We start from the raw sequence: 17,728 nt of genomic DNA, 5'->3' as shown, positions 1-17,728 counted from the left end.
TTCACATAACTAAACCTATATAGATGACAGATCTGATTTACTGCTCTTGCATCTATTACTTCTATATAACGTTTGATGGAGTGTCAAAAAACCCCCTGCCAATCACATAGGAATGTACCCTTTTGTTAGATATACAAATATCATAACAGGAATAAAACTAAAGACCATAAATAAATTGCTAAAGGCTATTAATCTATTGTTTGAAAATGAACCTAATATTACTCCAATTGGGTTAAGAACAAATGTTAGCATCCCGTAAGATACTTCAATTTTAAAGACCAAATAAGGAATCCAAGAAACAATTCCACAGAGTAAAAGCGTAACAGATAGCCAGAGGTATATCTTTGTTTTTGGATTGTCTTGACTCATATTCCAACGCCTTTCAAAAATCAATACCCCAATCTTAACATAGTTTCCAAATAAAGTTACCGGATTTCCCTGCCCCTTTACCTCAATTAGAAAAAGCTGTCTTAAAGACAGCTCTGCTCGTAAACTATTAAACTGATTAATCTTGTTCATCATCAAGTTCAATAAAATAATGGTCCTTACGGTATGACACTGCCTCCATGGTCGCGATCAGGTTTTGCTCATGCAAGACGTCTAATCGATAAAATCCTGTCCGATAGTTTCGTTTGACTTCAGTTGCACGGGCTACTACATTGTCTCCGGGTTTAGCTGATTCAATAAACTGGATGGTTGTCGAAAGTCCTAATGATGTTTTTCCATAGGCATTACAGGCTGCGGAAAAAGCATGATCTGCTACAGCATAAATAACTGCCCCGTGAACAGTTCCATATGCATTTACCATAGTGCTTTGCACTTCTAACGTTGCTTCTGCAAAACCTGCCTCGAATTTTGTTAACTGAATTCCTAACGACTTTGCATACGGATCGTTTTTCACTTGCTCATGAATTTGTTCATAGTGTTTTTCATAAATTTGATATTCATCAATTTGCTTCTTCACCATTACCTGCCCCTTCCAATACCATATAATTGTGACATGAATTGGTTGAGCTGATTATTATCAATTTAAAAAACCAATTGAACCAGCATCATGTAGACAATCGTTCCCCCCGCTATGGAGAGGAGCATCATTTTCTTCCAAAGGTGAAGCAGGGCAACTACAGCCACCCCAATAAATTCAGGGATGCCGTGACTTCCGGATTGTAAGCTCACATCCTTTAAACAATAAATGACCAAAAGCCCAATTACTGCAGATGGCAGCATTTTACCAAGATACTGTACATACTTCGGTGTAGGTTTACCTGATGGGAAAACGATAAAGGGAAGAAATCTTGTAAGCATTGTGCCTAAAACAACCATCGCGATTGTAATGATTTGCTGCGTTAAAGTCATTGTCATATGGTTCTCACCTCAACTTTCTCTAACGGCTTTCTAAGTAAGGTGAGTACCCCCAAAATGGCAAACATGGCAGGGATGATGAAATTGCTTCCGCCAAAAATAATAAGGCAGACAGCTGACAGCCCAAGCCCAGCGAGAGCACTATGATGTTTTTTCTCTTTCATCCATTGTTCAATGAAAATCACTACAAAGAGAGCCGTCATAACAAAATCGAGTCCTTCTGTGTTGAATTTGACAAAAGAGCCAAAAATACCGCCAATCGTTGATCCTATCACCCAATAGCAATGATTGAGCATTGTCACGAAAAACATAAACCAGCCCTTGTCTACATTCTTCGGAACATCAACGGTACAATTGATGGAAAAAGACTCATCGCAAAGCCCAAAAATCAGATACAGCTTTTTCTTACCGGTCCCCCTATACTTATCCAGCATTGATATGCCATAAAACAAATGCCGTGCATTCACCATTAATGTTAGAAAAAGGGCGTTAATCGGATTGAACGCGACAAGCAATAAATTGGCTGCAATAAACTCCATCGATCCTGCAAATATTGTTAGACTCATCAATATCGGGTAAATCGCACTGAACCCTAATGAATTCATAAAGATTCCATAAGCGATGCCTAGAAATAAAAAGCCTGCCAAAATGGGCACTGTGTACGGAAAAGCCGCACGAAATGCAGTTAGCATTTGAGTTCTTTTTTTCATATAATTCACATCCTGATGACTAAATTTATTTAAACTTAACATACAAAATCCGTACAAAAAACAAGTTAATTGTATGGATTACAATTAAAATAAAATTCGCACATTTCATAAAACGGGCGGACTGATAGGCTTATCACCTTATATTCGTTTAAAGCCAGCTCAAATCCATTAGAGTTCCATACAAAAAATGTTATGATTGTATGGAATATGATAGTAGAGGTGAACTATGCCCGTAAATTCATTTGACAATTATCCAATGTCTTGGAAACCTGATAAGAAAGCATTAAAGCGTCCTTTTTATAAATCTCTTGCTTCATTACTTGAACAAGATATAACAAATGGTTTTATAGCGCCTGGAACCAAGTTGCCCCCACAACGAGAATTGGCGGATTTTCTAGACTTAAACTTCACCACGATTACTCGTTCCTACAAAATATGTGAAGTAAAGGGATTGATATATGCTGTTACGGGAAGCGGAACCTTTGTGGCTCCTAATGCCACTCGTTCCATAACCATTTCCGCGGATAAAGCGGCAAACAGCATTGATCTTGGTTTTGTGGCATCTTTTGAGCAAACCAATGATATTGTTTCAGAAACTTTACAAAAAACTGTGAACAAAAGTTATTTGGAGCATCTGCTGAATTACAACGACCCGACTGGTATTCCACATCAAAAAACAGCTGCTCTAAACTGGATGGAATCTTTCGGCATTCACGCGGATCAAGAGCATATTGCAATCGTTTCCGGTGCCCAAAATGCATTGGCCATAGCCTTGGCAGCTTTGTTTGAGCCTGGTAATAGAATTGCAACCGACTTATACACATATTCAAACTTTATCGAGCTGGCAAAGATGTTTCATATTAAGTTAGTGCCCATTCCCGGAGACCATTATGGAATGCTGCCAGATGAACTTGAAAAGCAGTGTTCTCAAACAAATATTGACGGCATTTTCCTGATGCCCTCTTGCAACAATCCAACTACAGTCATGATGTCAGATTTTCGAAAGCAGGAATTAGCTGCGATCATCCGTAAGCATCGTTTAATTTTGATTGAGGATGATATTCATGCATTTCTGACTGCAGGCATTATCTCCGACTACCGGCAGCCGATGTTCCACTTGCTTCCGGAACAGAGCGTTTATATTTGCGGCACCTCTAAGTCAATATGTTCTGGATTAAGAGTTGCCTATATGGTTTATGGGGAGGCCTTTCGCGAGAAAATTGCCCAAGCCATTTTCAACATTAATGTAAAGACCTCTTCTTTTGATGCAGAGGTTATCACAGAGTTAATCCTATCAGGAAAGGCTCATGAAATTGTTTTCCAAAAGAAACAGCTTGCACAAACTGCAAATGATATTTATTCGGAATATTTTCCTTTAAGAATGGATGTTGGACATCCTCTCAGTCTTTATCGTTGGCTTCCAATTAAAGGACATAACGATGCGTTACAGCTGGAAACGGATTTGAAAAGGCGCGGTATTCGGGTATTCCATTCCAATCGTTTTCAAAGCGGGCAGACCACCCCTGATATGTATTTGCGTATTGCACTTTCTTCCACAAACTCATTCGATGAGTTAAAAATAGGATTAGATATATTAAAGCAGTATCTAGGCTGATTCAAAAATTGATGATACTTAGATTAAATATAAAAAGCCTGACCAAATACGGTCAGGCATTTTTATACTTTTTTAGCAGAAGCCGCCCTTTCCCGCCTTAAAAACAACTACACCCAACAATGATTAAGAGTATAAACAAAACGACTATAAAAGCGAAACCTCCACCAAATCCAAAACCGCGGTCAAAATCATGTTCACAACCTGACATATAGAAACATCTCCTTTTTTTTAAGGAGGAATAAATGGGTAATATCATCTTATGCTCTAATCAGGAAGATGACACCAATAGTCTCCATCTCTGTTCAGAGGATAAAATGTTGGATTTATATGTATTTTCTCATATAGGCCAAAGGTACATATTCAGTTGACATCTAGGAATAAGTTATCCATGTTTAACCTTTGCATTATTATTTGAACTGGACAACATTAATAAACATATGATGGAAAACACAATTTCATTAATTTCAATCCTAAATTATAACGATAAAATGTACTGAAAGAGGAGATGTTTTTTTGTATCCGAATGATTATTATTATCGAGTAAACAACTGGGAACCTATTTTATATGTGTTACATCAAAGTTTATATGCTGAAGAAATGGTATGTGCCATGAGCAGTGAGCTTTTCCATATACCCGAAACCAAAGATTTAAAAGGAAGTCGCGAGATGCATAACCATCTAATCCCTGCTTCATATCACCGTGTAACCGCAGTGGGGTCAGCCCAAAGACTAAAAAATGGCGAGCAACAGCAAACCATTGTAGAAACAATGACAGCTTGTATAATAAACGCTGAAACCCAAGATAAAAAAGTACATGAAGGATTAAAAGTAATGGAGGAAAACGCAGGACCTGAATATATAGCCTTTATTAAAGTGATTATCAAATGGCAAGAACAAGCGGAATCCTATTTAAATCAAGCAAAAGAAGCTTTACGAACTATGGGGGTTTCATTTCCTATTGGAAGTGAACAGCAGAATTATTAATATATTATGATTCTACAAAAATCTTCAAACTAGCAAACAATATAGATTCCAAAGGATATATTCCCCCACCTTTGCTTGACCGAACTGTAAAAAGTTCGGTTTTTTCTGTATAAATGGGTAGTACCAGCGAAGCTGTCACCGCCCGCAATAAAGAAATGTCAAGATTACAATAAGTTATTTAATTTTAAAACTTCAACACATATACCCCCTTCCTGGTTTAGATGGGGGTTTCATTTCTAGCCCTTAACTATCCTGCCCCTTTAGCTCATAAGAAAAGGCTGCCTAAAGACAGCCCCAATCTTAAGCAAAACCCAATTATAAAGTGAATGTCCCACCATGATAACAATAGTAATTTACAGCTTCAAGATCTTTAATCTTTCTTAAGGACTGTTCTGCTTCCTCGACATTTAAACAAAAGTGCGGATTAGCAATGACCAATTCATGATTCTCTATAACAGCTGCGTCACCTGCTATTACACTTTTTAAACTTGGAAAATATAATGAAATATGCCCTGAAGTATGACCTGGTGTTGCTACTACCCTGCATTCGTTATCTAAAATCAAATCACCATCATGTACCTTTTCATCAATTGAAACATGCTTCAAATTCTTTAATTGTTGTATAAACCATTTTCCGAATTCGATTTCTTGATTTGGCATATTTCTCAGCATTTCTTCGGCTTGAACCAATCTCTCTGACTTCATTTCACCACTAATATATTTTGATTCAATTTTACTTGCCATAATGTTAATCAAAGGATACTTTTCCTTAAAATCATATAAGGAGCCTATATGATCAATATCATAATGAGTAATGATTATATTCTTTAAATTCTTCATTTCATAACCACTTTTTATAATTTCATTTTCAATTAAAGGTAAAAATTCAGGATACCCTGTATCGACCAAGGTTAGTTCATTCTTCAAAATAATCAAGCTAGGATTTATGTGATTTTTTTGTCCATTAAATTCAAATTCAATCGGCAGTTCTATTATCTTCATTTTTCCTCCTCACCTACTAAAGAGGTAATAGTAGCTCACGTTTTAGTTCATTAAGAAACCCAGCATGGATACCAAGAAAAGAAATAATGAGACAACAACGTACCTCAAAAAACCTCCTTTTCTATCTTTTTGAGGCTTCTCTAATCCTGTTATTAACATAATTACCGCGAGAAACAACATAGAATATGGCATCAACTCAACACTTCCAGTAATTAGCTGATATGCATATAAAGCAACTACAATTATTGCTAAGATGATTTTAACTATTTTCAAGAAATTATTTCCCCTTAAGTACAATTTTTTATTTAATCATACCATTTGACAGCTTTTCATTGTGTGAAAAATGGAAATTTCTTCATTAATTACCCCGCTTTTCTGCACGAAAAAGCCGACTGGTTTTTAATAAAACCAGTCGGCTATATGGGCTTTTAATTTATTTGAATGTTACGCATTTACTGCTTTCCGGGCCTGACTTGCATGTAATTTTATCATTGCAAGTCTTGCTATCGGCTGTGCGATCAGTACTTCAACCCAAAATGCGATGAAAAAGTTACGTGGCCACTCATAAAAGAACGTCTGAATCGGCTCCATACTAATTTCTCTCATGCCAATCCAAGATCCGATAACCGTCAGTAAAATGGACAGGATGGTTACGCTGAATAATATCGTGAATAACACTCTTGCATTAAAACCGTCCGTAGGTTCAATAAACTTTTGTACGAGTTTATTAACCAGAGGATTTACAACAAGTGTTACTAATAAAATGACACAAATCCATACAAATGGAATTACTCGTAAGGTTTCAAAATACACTTCTTTACTGAATCCAAATTTAAATCCCATAATAAGTGGTGCAATAATGTTGACTGAAAGTATTGATATAATCGCTAAAAATAATACAAAGTCTTTTCCATTTCGCGGTAATCTTGTTTCATCGTGCATATGATCATCCCCATTAAAAATATTTCAGATGGCAGACGTATCGTGAGACATATATTTTTGGTCAATAAAAAAGACCAATATCTCTACACACTGATATAACAATTTTATCACTTCTATTCAATGAATTTCAATGCTTAATCTTACCTATGCTGCGTCGTTTTTCCCGAAAAGGGCTGCCGCAGCAACCTTACTTACTGCAAACAAATCACGATACAGCAGAACAAGAGTTCATTTGACCTTCATTTAGTTAAAAAGCACAAAATAATATCTGAAATTTCACACTTCTTCTAATGATTCCTAAATGCGAAACCTGTATACTTTTCTCATGTTAGTTTTTATCACATCAATAGTCATATCATATAACACACTATGAATAGGAGTTGAGTGTAAATTGTCTACATATCTAGAAAGCCATGCTTTAGAAGAGGCGGAGTTCCACCATGCTGCGGATTTGGATGAATCTCTGAAGCCGAGATCAAAAGAAGATAGGACGGTTGGCCCGATATCCTATACGTTCATGTGGATCGGGGACGGCGTCAATTTAGGGAATATGACACTTGGGGCAAGCTTGGTCGTAGCGGGAACCGCTACGTTGAATATTCTTCAGACATTTACCGCAGCTGCCATTGCCATCGCTATCATTTCCGTGATTTTCGCTTTAAATGATAGGATTGGATACAGGACCGGTATTCCCTATGTTGTTCAGCTCAGAATGTCCTTCGGGATGAAAGGCTCCATCATATCATCACTTTTGCGTGGTATTCCGGCCATAATCTGGTACGGTTTTCAAAGTTGGATTGGCGGTACTGCCTTAAACGAAATCGTAAAGATCATTACGGGTGGTGCTTTTGATAATACGGTCATTTGCTTTGTCGCGATTCAATTGGTGCAAATTTTGCTTTCGCTATATGGCTTCCATGCCATCAAATGGGTGGAAATGCTTGCATCCATTGTTATCATGCTGGCGCTTGTCTATGTATTTGGTATTCTTCTTACATCACATAGCGAGGTCATCGCGGAAAAATGGGTACACGCTGAAGGCTCTTGGGGCTTGCCGTTCTTTGCTTTCATCATGATGTTTTTAGGAAACTATGCGGCTATCTTTTTAAGCGCAGGGGACTATTCAAGAGAGCTTAAGTCTGGCATCAGTGATGCAAAACGAGGATTTTTGTATTTTTCGCCCATTTTACTAGCATACGGCTTCGTACTGACAATCGGTGTAATGCTCGCTTCCGCTACCGGCATTTCCAATCCAGTTAAGGCGTTTGCCATTGTGGTGGATAATCCTTATATCACAGTAGGCGTTTCGGCATTTATCGTCATAGGTGCAATTGCGGTAAATATGGTTGCCAATATTATTCCGCCAACATATGTGATTACTTTGCTTACAAAGTTGAAATATAAGGTTGCCGTTATCATAACCGGTGTTCTTGCCTTTTGCTCATTCCCTTGGGTGCTGGTACAGGATTCTTCGGCGAAGGGCCTTGGTTTATTCATTCTGATTTATTCCGCTTTTTTAGGTCCGATCGTTTCGATTTTATTAGTCGAATACTATATATTAAGAAAGCAAAAAATGAATGTTGCCGATTTGTACAGAGAAGACGGGCCATTTGCAGGATATAATCCATGCGCACTGCTCGCCATGCTTATCGGTGCCGGCGCTGCCTTTATTAAAGTCGAGCTTGCCTGGATCATCGGCGTTATTGTGGCAGGCATCGCCTATATTATTCTGATGAAGTTCGCCTTTAAGGATTCAAGATTCAAAAAGGGGACGATATTCGAGAATGAGTTTTAACTTATTGAAGGGGATACTGCTCAAAATGGCAGTATCCCTTTTTAAGTAATGTTGATTTCAGGAATTATATATTTGACCATTTTTGTAAGTGAATGTATAGTCTCCTTCTTTTTTCATTAATACCGGCAAGTACTGTGCGACCATCTCAGCAATTCCGAGATTAAGTGGATGAAGTATCCAATCAATGGATTTCCAATCAAGAATGCCTTCCCGCGTTTTTTTCGGTGTTTCATATATTAAATCCTCATCCGCCATATACAAATATACATATATTCCATCCACTTCACCTTCTGGAGTCTCCCAGGTTACCGTTCCTTTAGAAAAAAAAGGCTCCACCTCTATCCCAGTTTCCTCAAATACCTCACGCTGTGCACCTATATCGGGCGTTTCACCTTTCTCGATTTTGCCTCCCACCCCGTTCCAAACACCCATAATTGGAGCTTTCTCCCGGTTAAGCATGAGAAGTTCATTATTCTTCTTTACAAAACAGACTGTATACTTAAACATTTATTAAGAACCCCTTTATCGTTAGTTCGTGCTTGTTTACTCATGGGTTTGAGCGAAATATTTGTGAGTTTGAGCATATACACGTGAGTTTGCGCGATATACACGTGAGTTTGCGCTGTTTAATCATGAATTTCACTGTTTTACTCGTGAATTTGCGCTATTTACTCGTGAGTTCGAGCTATTTACTTGTGAGTTTCACTGGTTTACTCGTGAGTTTGCGCTATTTACTCGTGAGTTAGATAATTCAAGTTTAACAAATCCCCTTGAATTTTGTATGATAAGAAAGGAAGATTACTAAATGGGAGATGTGATATTTTGAAAAGTCTAGCTGTATTTTGTGGATCGAGCAAAGGTGCATCTGCTATCTATGTAGAAGAGGCTAAAAAACTGGGTGCGGAACTTGCAAAACGTAAGATTACCCTTGTCTATGGGGGCTCAAGTGTAGGGATCATGGGTGCAGTTGCAGATTCCGTTTTGGAAGCAGGCGGAAATGTAATTGGCGTAATGCCAGATTTTCTAGAAAAAAAGGAAATAGCACATAAGAATTTAACCGAACTGATCGTCGTGGAATCCATGCATGAAAGAAAAGCAAAAATGGCTGAGCTTGCAGATGGGTTCATGGCCTTGCCAGGCGGGCCAGGAACATTGGAAGAATTCTTTGAGATTTTCACTTGGGCTCAGCTTGGTCTTCATCAAAAACCTTGCGGACTCTTAAATATCAATCACTATTATGATCCTTTGGTCGCTTTATTCAACCACATGTCCGACGAACAGTTCCTGCATGAAAAGTTCCGTTCCATGGCGCTGGTGGATGTTGAACCAAATGGACTTCTTGATCAATTCATTACATATGAACCGCCAACCGTAAAAACTTTCATTACCGAAAAACAAACCTGATCATTAAAAAACAAGCGGCCAAGATCAATAATGATCTTGGCCGCTTGTGATAAGATGCTGCGCACTAAAGGGTTAGGTAAATATCCGGTTTAAATAATCTCCATGCCCTTTAATAAGTTGGACTTCATGTTGGGATGAAATCCAGAAAAAGTGGAATGTCAGTCCCTCTTCATCTCCTCCACCCGTCGGCTGATGGTCCCATTCATCAGGAACATTCGATACAATTATTTGATAAAAATATCTATTATGTATGGCACCATCTGCGTTCTCCCAAAAATCTACTGCAATTAATTTCTCCACATGAAATTTTTCCAGACCTGTTTCTTCTTTCATTTCCCTAATCACTGCTTGGTATGCATCTTCTTGGGGCTTCACTGTTCCCTTAGGTATCTGTATGCCCGCTTCCTTAATGGGATGTTGAAAAACCAATACCTGTATTTCTCCATTATTGATTCTTGTCACATACCCGTAAGCTTTTTTTATCGGTATCACCATCAATCACCAAAAGCAAAAATGAGCTCTGTCTCGCATACAGTTTCCCCCTCGACAGTAGCCCTTCCTACTCCTTTACCGATAGGACCCTTCAAGCGAGTAATCTCCACTTCTAAACGTAATTGGTCCCCTGGTTTTACTTGCCTTTTAAAACGGCATCCATCGATCCCGGCCAAAAGCCCGATCCGCCCTTTATTTACTTCTTTTGTAAGCATGACAACAGCACTTACCTGTGCTAATGCCTCCACGATCAACACACCTGGCATCACTGGGTAATCGGGAAAGTGACCAGAAAAAAACTCTTCATTTGCCGTTACGTTTTTAATGGCCACCGCCCTCTTTCCTTCTTCCAGTTCCAAAACTCTATCAACTAAAAGAAATGGATAGCGATGCCTGATAATGTCTTTGATTTCTTGAATATTAATCAATATTAAGTCCCCCATTGCGATGGATTGCTTTTACTTAATTTTACCATCAGAATCATCATATGGATATTTTTGTATTATAAAAAAAAGGCTGCCTGAGCAACCCTGTTTTCGCTTACAAATCCTTTGATTTTTTTTCCTTCGATTTAGTTAACGGGGATAGAACCATTTGTTCATACCTCTCATATCCCCCTAATAGTTTATGAATCACGCTTATTTTAGGAACAACAAGGTAAACCGCCAATCCTGAAATGGTGCTCAGTATTGCTCCTGCCAGCACATCCGCCGGAAAGTGGACACCTACCCAAATACGGGAAATGCCAACAAGGAAAGCCAGCATGATCCATAACAACCACCATCCTCTTTTGAAAAGCCAAAAAGATACACAAAACGAGAAAAACAAGATGGTATGGTCGCTTGGAAATGAATTATCCACTGCTTTTTCAATTAACTGATTAACATTGGCCAATTCGGCAAATGGCTGATTATTATGATGTAATCTCCCTGCCATTTTCCCCATCACTTCAGCTATTACAAACGTAATCATCCCACAAACAACCATCATCCTACTCTGTTCATTTCGAGTGAACCATATTACGATGACTGCCAAAGCTAATAAAAATACCATGTACTCGGCAATGAAAATGGCAGAAGGGTTTAAATAATCGTACTGTTTCCCTAAGTCATTGATCATTCTGAATACATTGGTATTCAACTCAAAAAAGTCCATTTCATACCCAACCTTCCTCTTTTTCTTACATATTAAAGAGAAAGAAAATATATCGCCATCGTTCTTCCTAACAGTTTAAGCTGCCGTCTTACAATATTGTCACCCGGTTAAAGAAGCTTGGTGGGGTCTTGTATATTTCCTGAACTTTCTATATAATCCAAGAAAAATACGGAGGTTAGTCAAATGAATAATGATAGGAACTCTGTTCTAATTCATGAAAACCAAGATACGGTTTGGAATGCGATCACGAATGATGAAATCATTTCAAAATGGTATGCCCCGGGTTCAAAATGGAATATTCCTAAGCTCCAGGTTGGAGAGAAGGCAATCTTCGTATTAATGCCTAGTGCACATAACAATCTTAAAGAGAATGAAAGCATCCCAATGAGCTTTACAATCCAAGAGATAATCCCTTGCGAAAGGTTTTCTTATTCTTCGGATTCGGATAAACTCGTTTTCACTTTTGAAATATTCCCAGAATCCGAAGGCACTAGAGTATCCATTAACATGAACGGATATGAACTTAGTTTGGCTAACTTAAAAGCATGTTTAGAAGGAAAAGAACTTCCCTATACCTAATCATTCATTTGAAAGAGAACCTAGTTCATTTCCATGTTTATTAAAAAACGGTGCTATCCCCCTTCGTATATAGCGTCTGAAGGGAGACGGCTGTATTTATAATAGAAGAAATTCGCATAAGGAGGTAAAAAATGCTGCACATACAGAAAAAGTCCGATACTGTCGTCATTGTCATTCACGAAATATATGGACTGAATCAACATATGCAGGGTTATTGTGAGTTATTATCAAAACAAGGTTTTGATGTGATCTGTCCGGATTTGTTAGACCGCGAGATGCCATTTGATTATTCCCAAGAGGATGCTGCTTATCGACATTTCATGGAGAACGTAGGTTTCACGGGTGCTTCATATAAGATAAAGGATATAGTATTGGATATAAAAGATGAATACCAAAAGATTTTCATTCTTGGATTCAGTGCAGGGGCAACTGTAGCTTGGCTGTGCAGTGAGGAAGAGTGTGTCGATGGAATTGTTGGATACTACGGTTCGCGTATTAGGAATTATGCAGAATTGGCGCCACGATGCCCCGCACTGCTATTTTTCCCACTAGAAGAGCCATCATTTAATGTGGACGAGTTAATTTCAGTTTTAGAAAGAACGAATGTCGAGGTTCATAAATTCAACGGAGAACACGGATTCAGTGATCCTTACAATTCAAAATATCATGCAGAATCAGCCCAGGCTGCCGTTAGCAAAATGATGAAATTTTTTATGCAACATTGAGGTTACACATTCAACCTAATGCCGTTTTGTATTGATCCATTGTATCGAACCCGCATCACTATGGGGATGACATTCATTTTGAACCTTTTTATATTCTGTTTCCAATTCTTTTAAGGTTAACTTCATAAGCTGTTCCACAGTCTTATTTACAGTATGGATCATAAGTTTAAAGATTAATTCCTTCCGCCTTTCTTCCACACTCTTCCTCATTTCACCCTCTCCTTTTATTCTGATATTATATGAAATGTATCCTTAGACAGGGGGAATGATCGTCGGATTCCTTCTCTTCGATTTTGCTTATTTTAATATATTCATTCTCTAAATCGGTTAAGGTTAATTCAAAAAGATGGATGTCATTCTTTTTATAAATTCCCTTGTTAATCAACTTGTTTATCAGGAAGTTTCTTTTTTTCTCAATGGCTTTACGTAATAATATCCCCATGCTAAATCCTCCTTTTGATAATCTTTCGACTTGCCCATTCACAAAAAAAAACCGAAGACACCTCTTTACATGAAAGAAAAGTCTCCGGTTTTCCGGTCAATTAACCTATAATCCTTATTAAATTACTTGGTATTATTGTTTTTATAATACTAACTCTGTGATCCGCAGTCAACAATTTTTTTCGTACATCTTATTTATTTTTGCTTCGCTTCATGAAATGCTGCTTTCACTTTATCCAACAGGTCTTTATCCGTAATCAGTTTATAACCTGTAAGTGCAAGCGCTTTTGCTCCGGTCAGGATGGCTTTGTCTCCAGCAGGAGATTTGGCACAGTCGCGGAATTCATTCGTATGGGCAATCAGCTCATCATGGCCAATTTTTATATAAGGATGTGCTGTCGGCACTACATGGCTTACATTACCTGCATCCGTCGAGCCAAAGCCACTCTCTTTTCGAGGACCCACTGCTTCCCCTAATTGAGAGAGCTCTTCTTTTAACAGTTCATCCAGAACTGGATTAATGACAAAATCGAGTACTTCATTTTGGAAACGTTCAACTTTAACCGTACTTCCTGTGGCAAGTGCTGCCCCTTCGGCAACAGCACGTATTTTATTGGATACCTCTTGGCAAAGTTTCCATGTTGTTGCTCTAATGTAAAATCTGGCTGAAGCATATTCGGGAATGATGTTAGGAGCTTCCCCGCCATTGGTGATGATTCCGTGAATTTTGACCTCGGCCGGGAGCTGCTGACGCAAAGCATTAATGCCATTGAACAGCTGAATCACCGCGTCAAGTGCATTCACGCCTTCTTCAGGTGCTGCTGCTGCATGTGCTGACTTCCCGTAAAAATGAAAATCTAGGGGGTCGACTGCCAGAAATGGACTTGTGACACGCGTTTGCCCGCCGGGATGGATAAGGATTGCCGCATCAACCCCATCAAATAGACCGTGCTTCACAAAGCTGCCTTTTGCGCTTCCATTCGGCCCGCCCTCTTCTGCCGGTGTTCCGAAAACAATCACCTCTCCGCCCGTTTCCTCCAGCACTTGAGCCAAGGAAATGCCCGCTGCAACACTCGTTGTGCCGATGATATTATGGCCGCAAGCATGGCCTAAACCCGGCAATGCATCATACTCGGCTAAAAAGGCAATTGTGGGACCTTTCTTTGAAGAGGTTTTTTTGGCGATGAACCCTGTTTCATGCCCGGCAATATTGCGGGTTACTTCAAATCCTTCATTTCGAAGTATTCCGGTTAATGTATCCGAAGCGAAAAACTCTTGATTCCCAATTTCGGGTTTAGCATGAATGGCTTGACTCGTTTCGATATATAATTTGGAATGAAAGTCGATGTGATCTTCAATGATCTGCTGATGCTGCTTCTGCACTAATTCTCTCGCCATATTCTTATCTCCCCTTTTTGGTTTAAGGAACCGGATAGGCATCTTGAATCCATCCGGCATTCCTTCACTCGTTTTGAATCTGAATCATTATTTTTCATTAGCTGGTTTTGTCCAAGCATCCTGGTAATTCACTAATTCATCTACAGAAACATATGCAGGAATGGTGTTTCCTTTAAACGTTTTTTCAATGAACGCTTCCACTTTTTTCGATTGATAAAGCTCCACTAATTTTTGCAGCTCAGGACGATCGGCATTACCCTTTTTAACTGCAATGATATTAATATATGGTTTCGCCGTTTTACTCTCATGGAATAAAGAATCTTTTAAAGTAAGGCCTGCTTCGACGGCAAAGTTATTATTGATGGCTGAAGCATCGGCATCATCCAATAGACGCGGTGTATTGCCGGCAGCAACAGGTTGGATTTTCAAGTTTTTCGGATTTTCCTTAATGATTTCCAATGATCCCGATCCATTGAATTCCTCTTTCAATGTAATCAATCCAGCTTCCTGAAGAAGAAGCAGTGCACGGCCAAAGTTCGTTGCTTCATTCGGAACGGCAATCGTAGCGCCATCCGGAAGATCCTTGAGATCTTTATGTTTTTTCGAATAAAGGCCCATAGGAGCAATGACAGTCGACCCGATGGCCTCTAATTTCAGATTTTGGTCTTGAACGAATTCATCGAAGTATGCGACCGTTTGGAATGAATTGGCATCAATTTCACCTTCACTTAAAGCAAGGTTCGGTTGGATATAATCATTGAAAGTGACCAGTTCAATATTAAGCCCTTCCTCTTTCGCTATGTCGACAATGTATTCCCATGTTCTTGTATCCCCGCTGCTGACACCGACTTTTACTGTTTTCACATCATCCGAACCGCCTGATGCACCTTCTTCTTTCCCGCATGCTGCAGACAAGATGGCCAATGCCAATACTATGATCGTTAATAAGATTTTCTTCATTTCTCCTACCTCCTGTTATTTTTATCTTCTTCTGATTTTTCTTGAAACAAAATTCCCGGTGGATTGCAGTAATTGAACGATGATCACGAGCGCCGCCACTGTGACGATCATCGTCATCGTATCAAACCTTTGATAACCGTAAGCCAAAGCTAAATCTCCGACCCCGCCTGCACCGACGGCACCTGCCATGGCCGTAGATCCAACAAGCCCGATTGTCGCTGTTGTAAATGTAAGGATCAACGAACTAAGTCCCTCAGGAATCAAAAAACGATAAATGATTTGCCATGTCGTCGCCCCCATCGCCTGAGCTGCCTCGATGATCCCTTTGTCCACTTCCAACAGGGAGTTCTCCACAAGCCGGGCGATATAAGGAGCCGCGTAAAAGATTAGCGGAACAATGGCCGCATTCGTTCCGATCGCACTGCCTACAATCATTCTGGTAAACGGAATAAGTGCTACTAGCAAGATGATGAAAGGAACCGACCGCAATATATTGATGATCGGGTTCAATACATTAAAGACCCATTTATTCTCCAGGATATGGCCCTTTCTTGTAATGACAAGCAGGATACCAAGCGGAAGACCAATCAATCCGGAAAATACCAATGAGATGGCTACCATATAAAGTGTGTCACCGAAAGCTGTCGACAGCTGATCTGCCGTTATTTCCATTCCCCAAAGCGTATTACCCATTTATCTGCACCTCCTGGACGAGAATCCCCTCATCTTTAATATACTGATAAGCCTTGTCCACCTCATTTTTATTCCCGGTCACTTCGATGATCAAATTCCCGAAAGGCGTTTCCTGAATTTCAGAAATATTGGCTGATAAAACACTTAAATGAACATCATATTTCTTCGAGATGGTTGAAAGCAAAGGAGTACCCGAAGTAGTCCCAATAAAATTAATTTTCCAAATAATCGGGATATGGGACCCTATGCTTTTTAGGAAACTTTGTGGAATTTCGTCATGTATGACCGTTCTCACGAAGTTTTTTGCAATATCCGTTTGCGGCTTCGCAAAAACTTCGAAAACCGAACCTTGTTCAACGACGCATCCGCCCTCCATGACCGCTACCTTATTGCAAATTTCCCGAATGACAGACATCTCATGAGTGATTAGTAGAATGGTAATATTGTATTCTTTATTGATTTTCTTTAAGAGCTGCAGAACAGCACTCGTTGTTTGCGGATCCAATGCCGAGGTAGCTTCATCACACAATAAGATCGATGGATTGGTAGCCAATGCTCTCGCAATGCCGATCCGCTGCTTTTGACCGCCGGATAATTGTTCCGGATAACTCTTTGCTTTGCACGATAAGCCAACGAACTCCAACAGCTCGCCTACCCGCTTTTTGATTTCTTTACCAGGGGTTCCCGATAAAATCAGCGGCATGGCGATATTATCAAAAACGGTCTTTGAGTTTAGCAAATTGAAATGCTGAAAGATCATCCCGATTTTTTTCTTTTCTGCCCGCAATTCCTTCGCGCTCAATTTGGTTAAATCCTTGCCCCCAACAATCACCGAACCATCTGAAGGATGTTCAAGCAAATTGACCAACCTGATCAACGTACTCTTCCCGGCCCCGCTATAACCGACTACACCGAATATATCCCCCTTTTCCACTGTCAAATTAATGCCCTTCAAAGCCTCGACAGTCTGTTTCTTTGTTTGATATACCTTTTTAACATTTTGAAACTCAATCATCCAATCTCCCCCCATGTTGTTTATTTGTACGAATTCATTATCCAGAGAGAAGAGCTTTGCAACGCTTCATAATGATAGGGTTAAATTCGAAACTCACGAGTAAATCTGCGAAACTCATGAGTAATTGCACCAAATTTCCTAATAACCATATACATTTTGAATAAACAAAAGAGGCCTCTTCCGTCATCAGACAGAAGAGGCCTCTTTAGACATAAAAAAGAGTAAACTCTTAAATTAATTATCTAAGAAAAGCTCCTTCTTATCTTTCAAACTTTCGTCCGTTGGAATTAGCACAGTATTTTTACAAAAGTAAAAACCCGCTGCCGAGGTATCATAGGGCCAAGTCCCTCCACATCTCTTGATAAGAATTAACGTTATATTTAATTATGTCCTTCACTATATATTCTAATTTCTCTAAAGTCAACCCTATTTTTCATCGGTTAAAATATTTTCACA

General features: G+C 39.2%; 23 protein-coding genes, 1 pseudogene and 1 riboswitch. Of the genes and pseudogenes, 6 read left to right on the top strand and 18 right to left on the bottom strand.

Features of this window, described 5'->3' with window-relative positions:
* Positions 1 to 102: 102 nt before the first annotated feature.
* The 4 genes from ACQKMF_RS01050 to azlC all read right to left on the bottom strand — a co-directional run bounded on the left by ACQKMF_RS01050 (position 103) and on the right by azlC (position 2,114).
* A complete protein-coding gene (locus ACQKMF_RS01050; protein ID WP_427571398.1) occupies positions 103 to 531 on the bottom strand; it encodes a hypothetical protein in 429 nt (142 codons plus the stop codon).
* Positions 506 to 967: a PaaI family thioesterase gene (locus ACQKMF_RS01045; protein WP_427571396.1), complete on the bottom strand. Its 462-nt coding sequence runs from the start codon at positions 965 to 967 to the stop codon at positions 506 to 508. Before ACQKMF_RS01045 ends, ACQKMF_RS01050 begins: the two co-directional genes overlap by 26 nt.
* 62 nt (positions 968 to 1,029) lie before the next feature.
* A complete protein-coding gene (locus ACQKMF_RS01040; protein ID WP_137020649.1) occupies positions 1,030 to 1,362 on the bottom strand; it encodes a branched-chain amino acid transporter permease in 333 nt (110 codons plus the stop codon).
* Positions 1,359 to 2,114, bottom strand: a complete 756-nt coding sequence (gene azlC, locus ACQKMF_RS01035) for an azaleucine resistance protein AzlC (protein WP_230178092.1) — start codon at positions 2,112 to 2,114, stop codon at positions 1,359 to 1,361. Before azlC ends, ACQKMF_RS01040 begins: the two co-directional genes overlap by 4 nt.
* Positions 2,115 to 2,298: 184 nt before the next feature.
* Between azlC and ACQKMF_RS01030 the strand changes: the two genes are divergently transcribed.
* The gene (locus tag ACQKMF_RS01030) at positions 2,299 to 3,687 is read left to right on the top strand and encodes a PLP-dependent aminotransferase family protein (protein ID WP_427571393.1); all 1,389 of its coding nucleotides are present in this window, start codon (positions 2,299 to 2,301) and stop codon (positions 3,685 to 3,687) included.
* A 100-nt stretch (positions 3,688 to 3,787) separates the two neighbouring features.
* On the opposite strand, the pseudogene ACQKMF_RS01025 reads toward ACQKMF_RS01030, so the two are convergent.
* Positions 3,788 to 3,895 (bottom strand): annotated as a pseudogene (locus tag ACQKMF_RS01025) (YjcZ family sporulation protein); the annotation flags it as partial.
* Positions 3,896 to 4,200: 305 nt separating this feature from the next.
* Between ACQKMF_RS01025 and ACQKMF_RS01020 the strand changes: the two are divergent.
* A complete protein-coding gene (locus tag ACQKMF_RS01020; protein ID WP_402939733.1) occupies positions 4,201 to 4,671 on the top strand; it encodes a hypothetical protein in 471 nt (156 codons plus the stop codon).
* Between the two features lie 315 nt (positions 4,672 to 4,986).
* Here ACQKMF_RS01020 and ACQKMF_RS01015 read toward each other — a convergent pair whose 3' ends face one another.
* The 3 genes from ACQKMF_RS01015 to ACQKMF_RS01005 all read right to left on the bottom strand — a co-directional run bounded on the left by ACQKMF_RS01015 (position 4,987) and on the right by ACQKMF_RS01005 (position 6,615).
* Positions 4,987 to 5,673, bottom strand: coding sequence for an MBL fold metallo-hydrolase (locus tag ACQKMF_RS01015; protein WP_427571391.1), 687 nt, complete (start codon positions 5,671 to 5,673; stop codon positions 4,987 to 4,989).
* Between the two features lie 42 nt (positions 5,674 to 5,715).
* Complete coding sequence (locus tag ACQKMF_RS01010; RefSeq protein WP_427571389.1) at positions 5,716 to 5,946, bottom strand: hypothetical protein; 231 nt, start codon at positions 5,944 to 5,946, stop codon at positions 5,716 to 5,718.
* Positions 5,947 to 6,117: 171 nt separating this feature from the next.
* A complete protein-coding gene (locus ACQKMF_RS01005) occupies positions 6,118 to 6,615 on the bottom strand; it encodes a hypothetical protein (protein ID WP_427571387.1) in 498 nt (165 codons plus the stop codon).
* 391 nt (positions 6,616 to 7,006) lie between these two features.
* On the opposite strand from ACQKMF_RS01005, the gene ACQKMF_RS01000 reads away from it, so the two are divergent.
* Positions 7,007 to 8,410, top strand: coding sequence for an NCS1 family transporter (locus ACQKMF_RS01000; protein WP_427571385.1), 1,404 nt, complete (start codon positions 7,007 to 7,009; stop codon positions 8,408 to 8,410).
* Positions 8,411 to 8,467: 57 nt separating this feature from the next.
* Here ACQKMF_RS01000 and ACQKMF_RS00995 read toward each other — a convergent pair whose 3' ends face one another.
* Positions 8,468 to 8,917 carry an NUDIX hydrolase gene (locus ACQKMF_RS00995; RefSeq protein ID WP_101223321.1) on the bottom strand — a complete coding sequence of 150 codons (450 nt, stop codon included), beginning with the start codon at positions 8,915 to 8,917 and terminating at the stop codon, positions 8,468 to 8,470.
* Positions 8,918 to 9,232: 315 nt separating this feature from the next.
* Here ACQKMF_RS00995 and ACQKMF_RS00990 point away from each other — a divergent pair, with 315 nt between their 5' ends.
* Positions 9,233 to 9,814, top strand: coding sequence for a TIGR00730 family Rossman fold protein (locus ACQKMF_RS00990; protein ID WP_054399715.1), 582 nt, complete (start codon positions 9,233 to 9,235; stop codon positions 9,812 to 9,814).
* A 72-nt stretch (positions 9,815 to 9,886) separates the two neighbouring features.
* Here ACQKMF_RS00990 and ACQKMF_RS00985 read toward each other — a convergent pair whose 3' ends face one another.
* From ACQKMF_RS00985 to ACQKMF_RS00975, 3 genes are all read right to left on the bottom strand, one after another.
* Positions 9,887 to 10,309 (bottom strand): NUDIX hydrolase, encoded by a 423-nt coding sequence (locus tag ACQKMF_RS00985; RefSeq protein WP_427571383.1) that lies wholly within the window; start codon positions 10,307 to 10,309, stop codon positions 9,887 to 9,889.
* Complete coding sequence (gene fabZ, locus ACQKMF_RS00980; RefSeq protein WP_427571381.1) at positions 10,309 to 10,734, bottom strand: 3-hydroxyacyl-ACP dehydratase FabZ; 426 nt, start codon at positions 10,732 to 10,734, stop codon at positions 10,309 to 10,311. The genes ACQKMF_RS00985 and fabZ overlap by 1 nt, the downstream gene beginning before the upstream one ends.
* Positions 10,735 to 10,846: 112 nt before the next feature.
* On the bottom strand, positions 10,847 to 11,461 hold the full coding sequence (locus ACQKMF_RS00975) for an undecaprenyl-diphosphatase (protein WP_427571379.1): 615 nt from the start codon (positions 11,459 to 11,461) through the stop codon (positions 10,847 to 10,849).
* Positions 11,462 to 11,644: 183 nt separating this feature from the next.
* Between ACQKMF_RS00975 and ACQKMF_RS00970 the strand changes: the two genes are divergently transcribed.
* Positions 11,645 to 12,040, top strand: a complete 396-nt coding sequence (locus ACQKMF_RS00970) for an SRPBCC family protein (RefSeq protein ID WP_427571377.1) — start codon at positions 11,645 to 11,647, stop codon at positions 12,038 to 12,040.
* 131 nt (positions 12,041 to 12,171) lie between these two features.
* Complete coding sequence (locus tag ACQKMF_RS00965) at positions 12,172 to 12,765, top strand: dienelactone hydrolase family protein (protein WP_427571375.1); 594 nt, start codon at positions 12,172 to 12,174, stop codon at positions 12,763 to 12,765.
* Between the two features lie 15 nt (positions 12,766 to 12,780).
* Here the strand turns inward: ACQKMF_RS00965 and ACQKMF_RS00960 are convergent, their stop codons facing one another.
* From ACQKMF_RS00960 to ACQKMF_RS00935, 6 genes are all read right to left on the bottom strand, one after another.
* Positions 12,781 to 12,975 carry a Fur-regulated basic protein FbpA gene (locus tag ACQKMF_RS00960; RefSeq protein ID WP_101223327.1) on the bottom strand — a complete coding sequence of 65 codons (195 nt, stop codon included), beginning with the start codon at positions 12,973 to 12,975 and terminating at the stop codon, positions 12,781 to 12,783.
* Positions 12,976 to 13,000: 25 nt separating this feature from the next.
* Positions 13,001 to 13,207, bottom strand: a complete 207-nt coding sequence (locus ACQKMF_RS00955; RefSeq protein WP_076372309.1) for a Fur-regulated basic protein FbpA — start codon at positions 13,205 to 13,207, stop codon at positions 13,001 to 13,003.
* A 194-nt stretch (positions 13,208 to 13,401) separates the two neighbouring features.
* Positions 13,402 to 14,604: a M20 family metallopeptidase gene (locus ACQKMF_RS00950; RefSeq protein ID WP_427571372.1), complete on the bottom strand. Its 1,203-nt coding sequence runs from the start codon at positions 14,602 to 14,604 to the stop codon at positions 13,402 to 13,404.
* An 87-nt stretch (positions 14,605 to 14,691) separates the two neighbouring features.
* Entirely contained in the window at positions 14,692 to 15,564 is an 873-nt protein-coding gene (locus tag ACQKMF_RS00945; RefSeq protein WP_101223329.1) for a MetQ/NlpA family ABC transporter substrate-binding protein, read from the bottom strand.
* A 21-nt stretch (positions 15,565 to 15,585) separates the two neighbouring features.
* Positions 15,586 to 16,236: a methionine ABC transporter permease gene (locus ACQKMF_RS00940; protein ID WP_053537357.1), complete on the bottom strand. Its 651-nt coding sequence runs from the start codon at positions 16,234 to 16,236 to the stop codon at positions 15,586 to 15,588.
* Between the two features lie 13 nt (positions 16,237 to 16,249).
* Positions 16,250 to 17,272 carry a methionine ABC transporter ATP-binding protein gene (locus tag ACQKMF_RS00935; RefSeq protein WP_427571369.1) on the bottom strand — a complete coding sequence of 341 codons (1,023 nt, stop codon included), beginning with the start codon at positions 17,270 to 17,272 and terminating at the stop codon, positions 16,250 to 16,252.
* A 256-nt stretch (positions 17,273 to 17,528) separates the two neighbouring features.
* A riboswitch (SAM riboswitch) is annotated at positions 17,529 to 17,640 on the bottom strand.
* Positions 17,641 to 17,728 lie beyond the last annotated feature (88 nt).

This window comes from Peribacillus sp. NPDC101480, assembly GCF_050277335.1.
Taxonomy (GTDB): Bacteria; Bacillota; Bacilli; order Bacillales; family DSM-1321; genus Peribacillus.
Note: the sequence above shows the minus strand (reverse complement) of the source record. Positions and strands in the feature narration are given on the sequence as shown.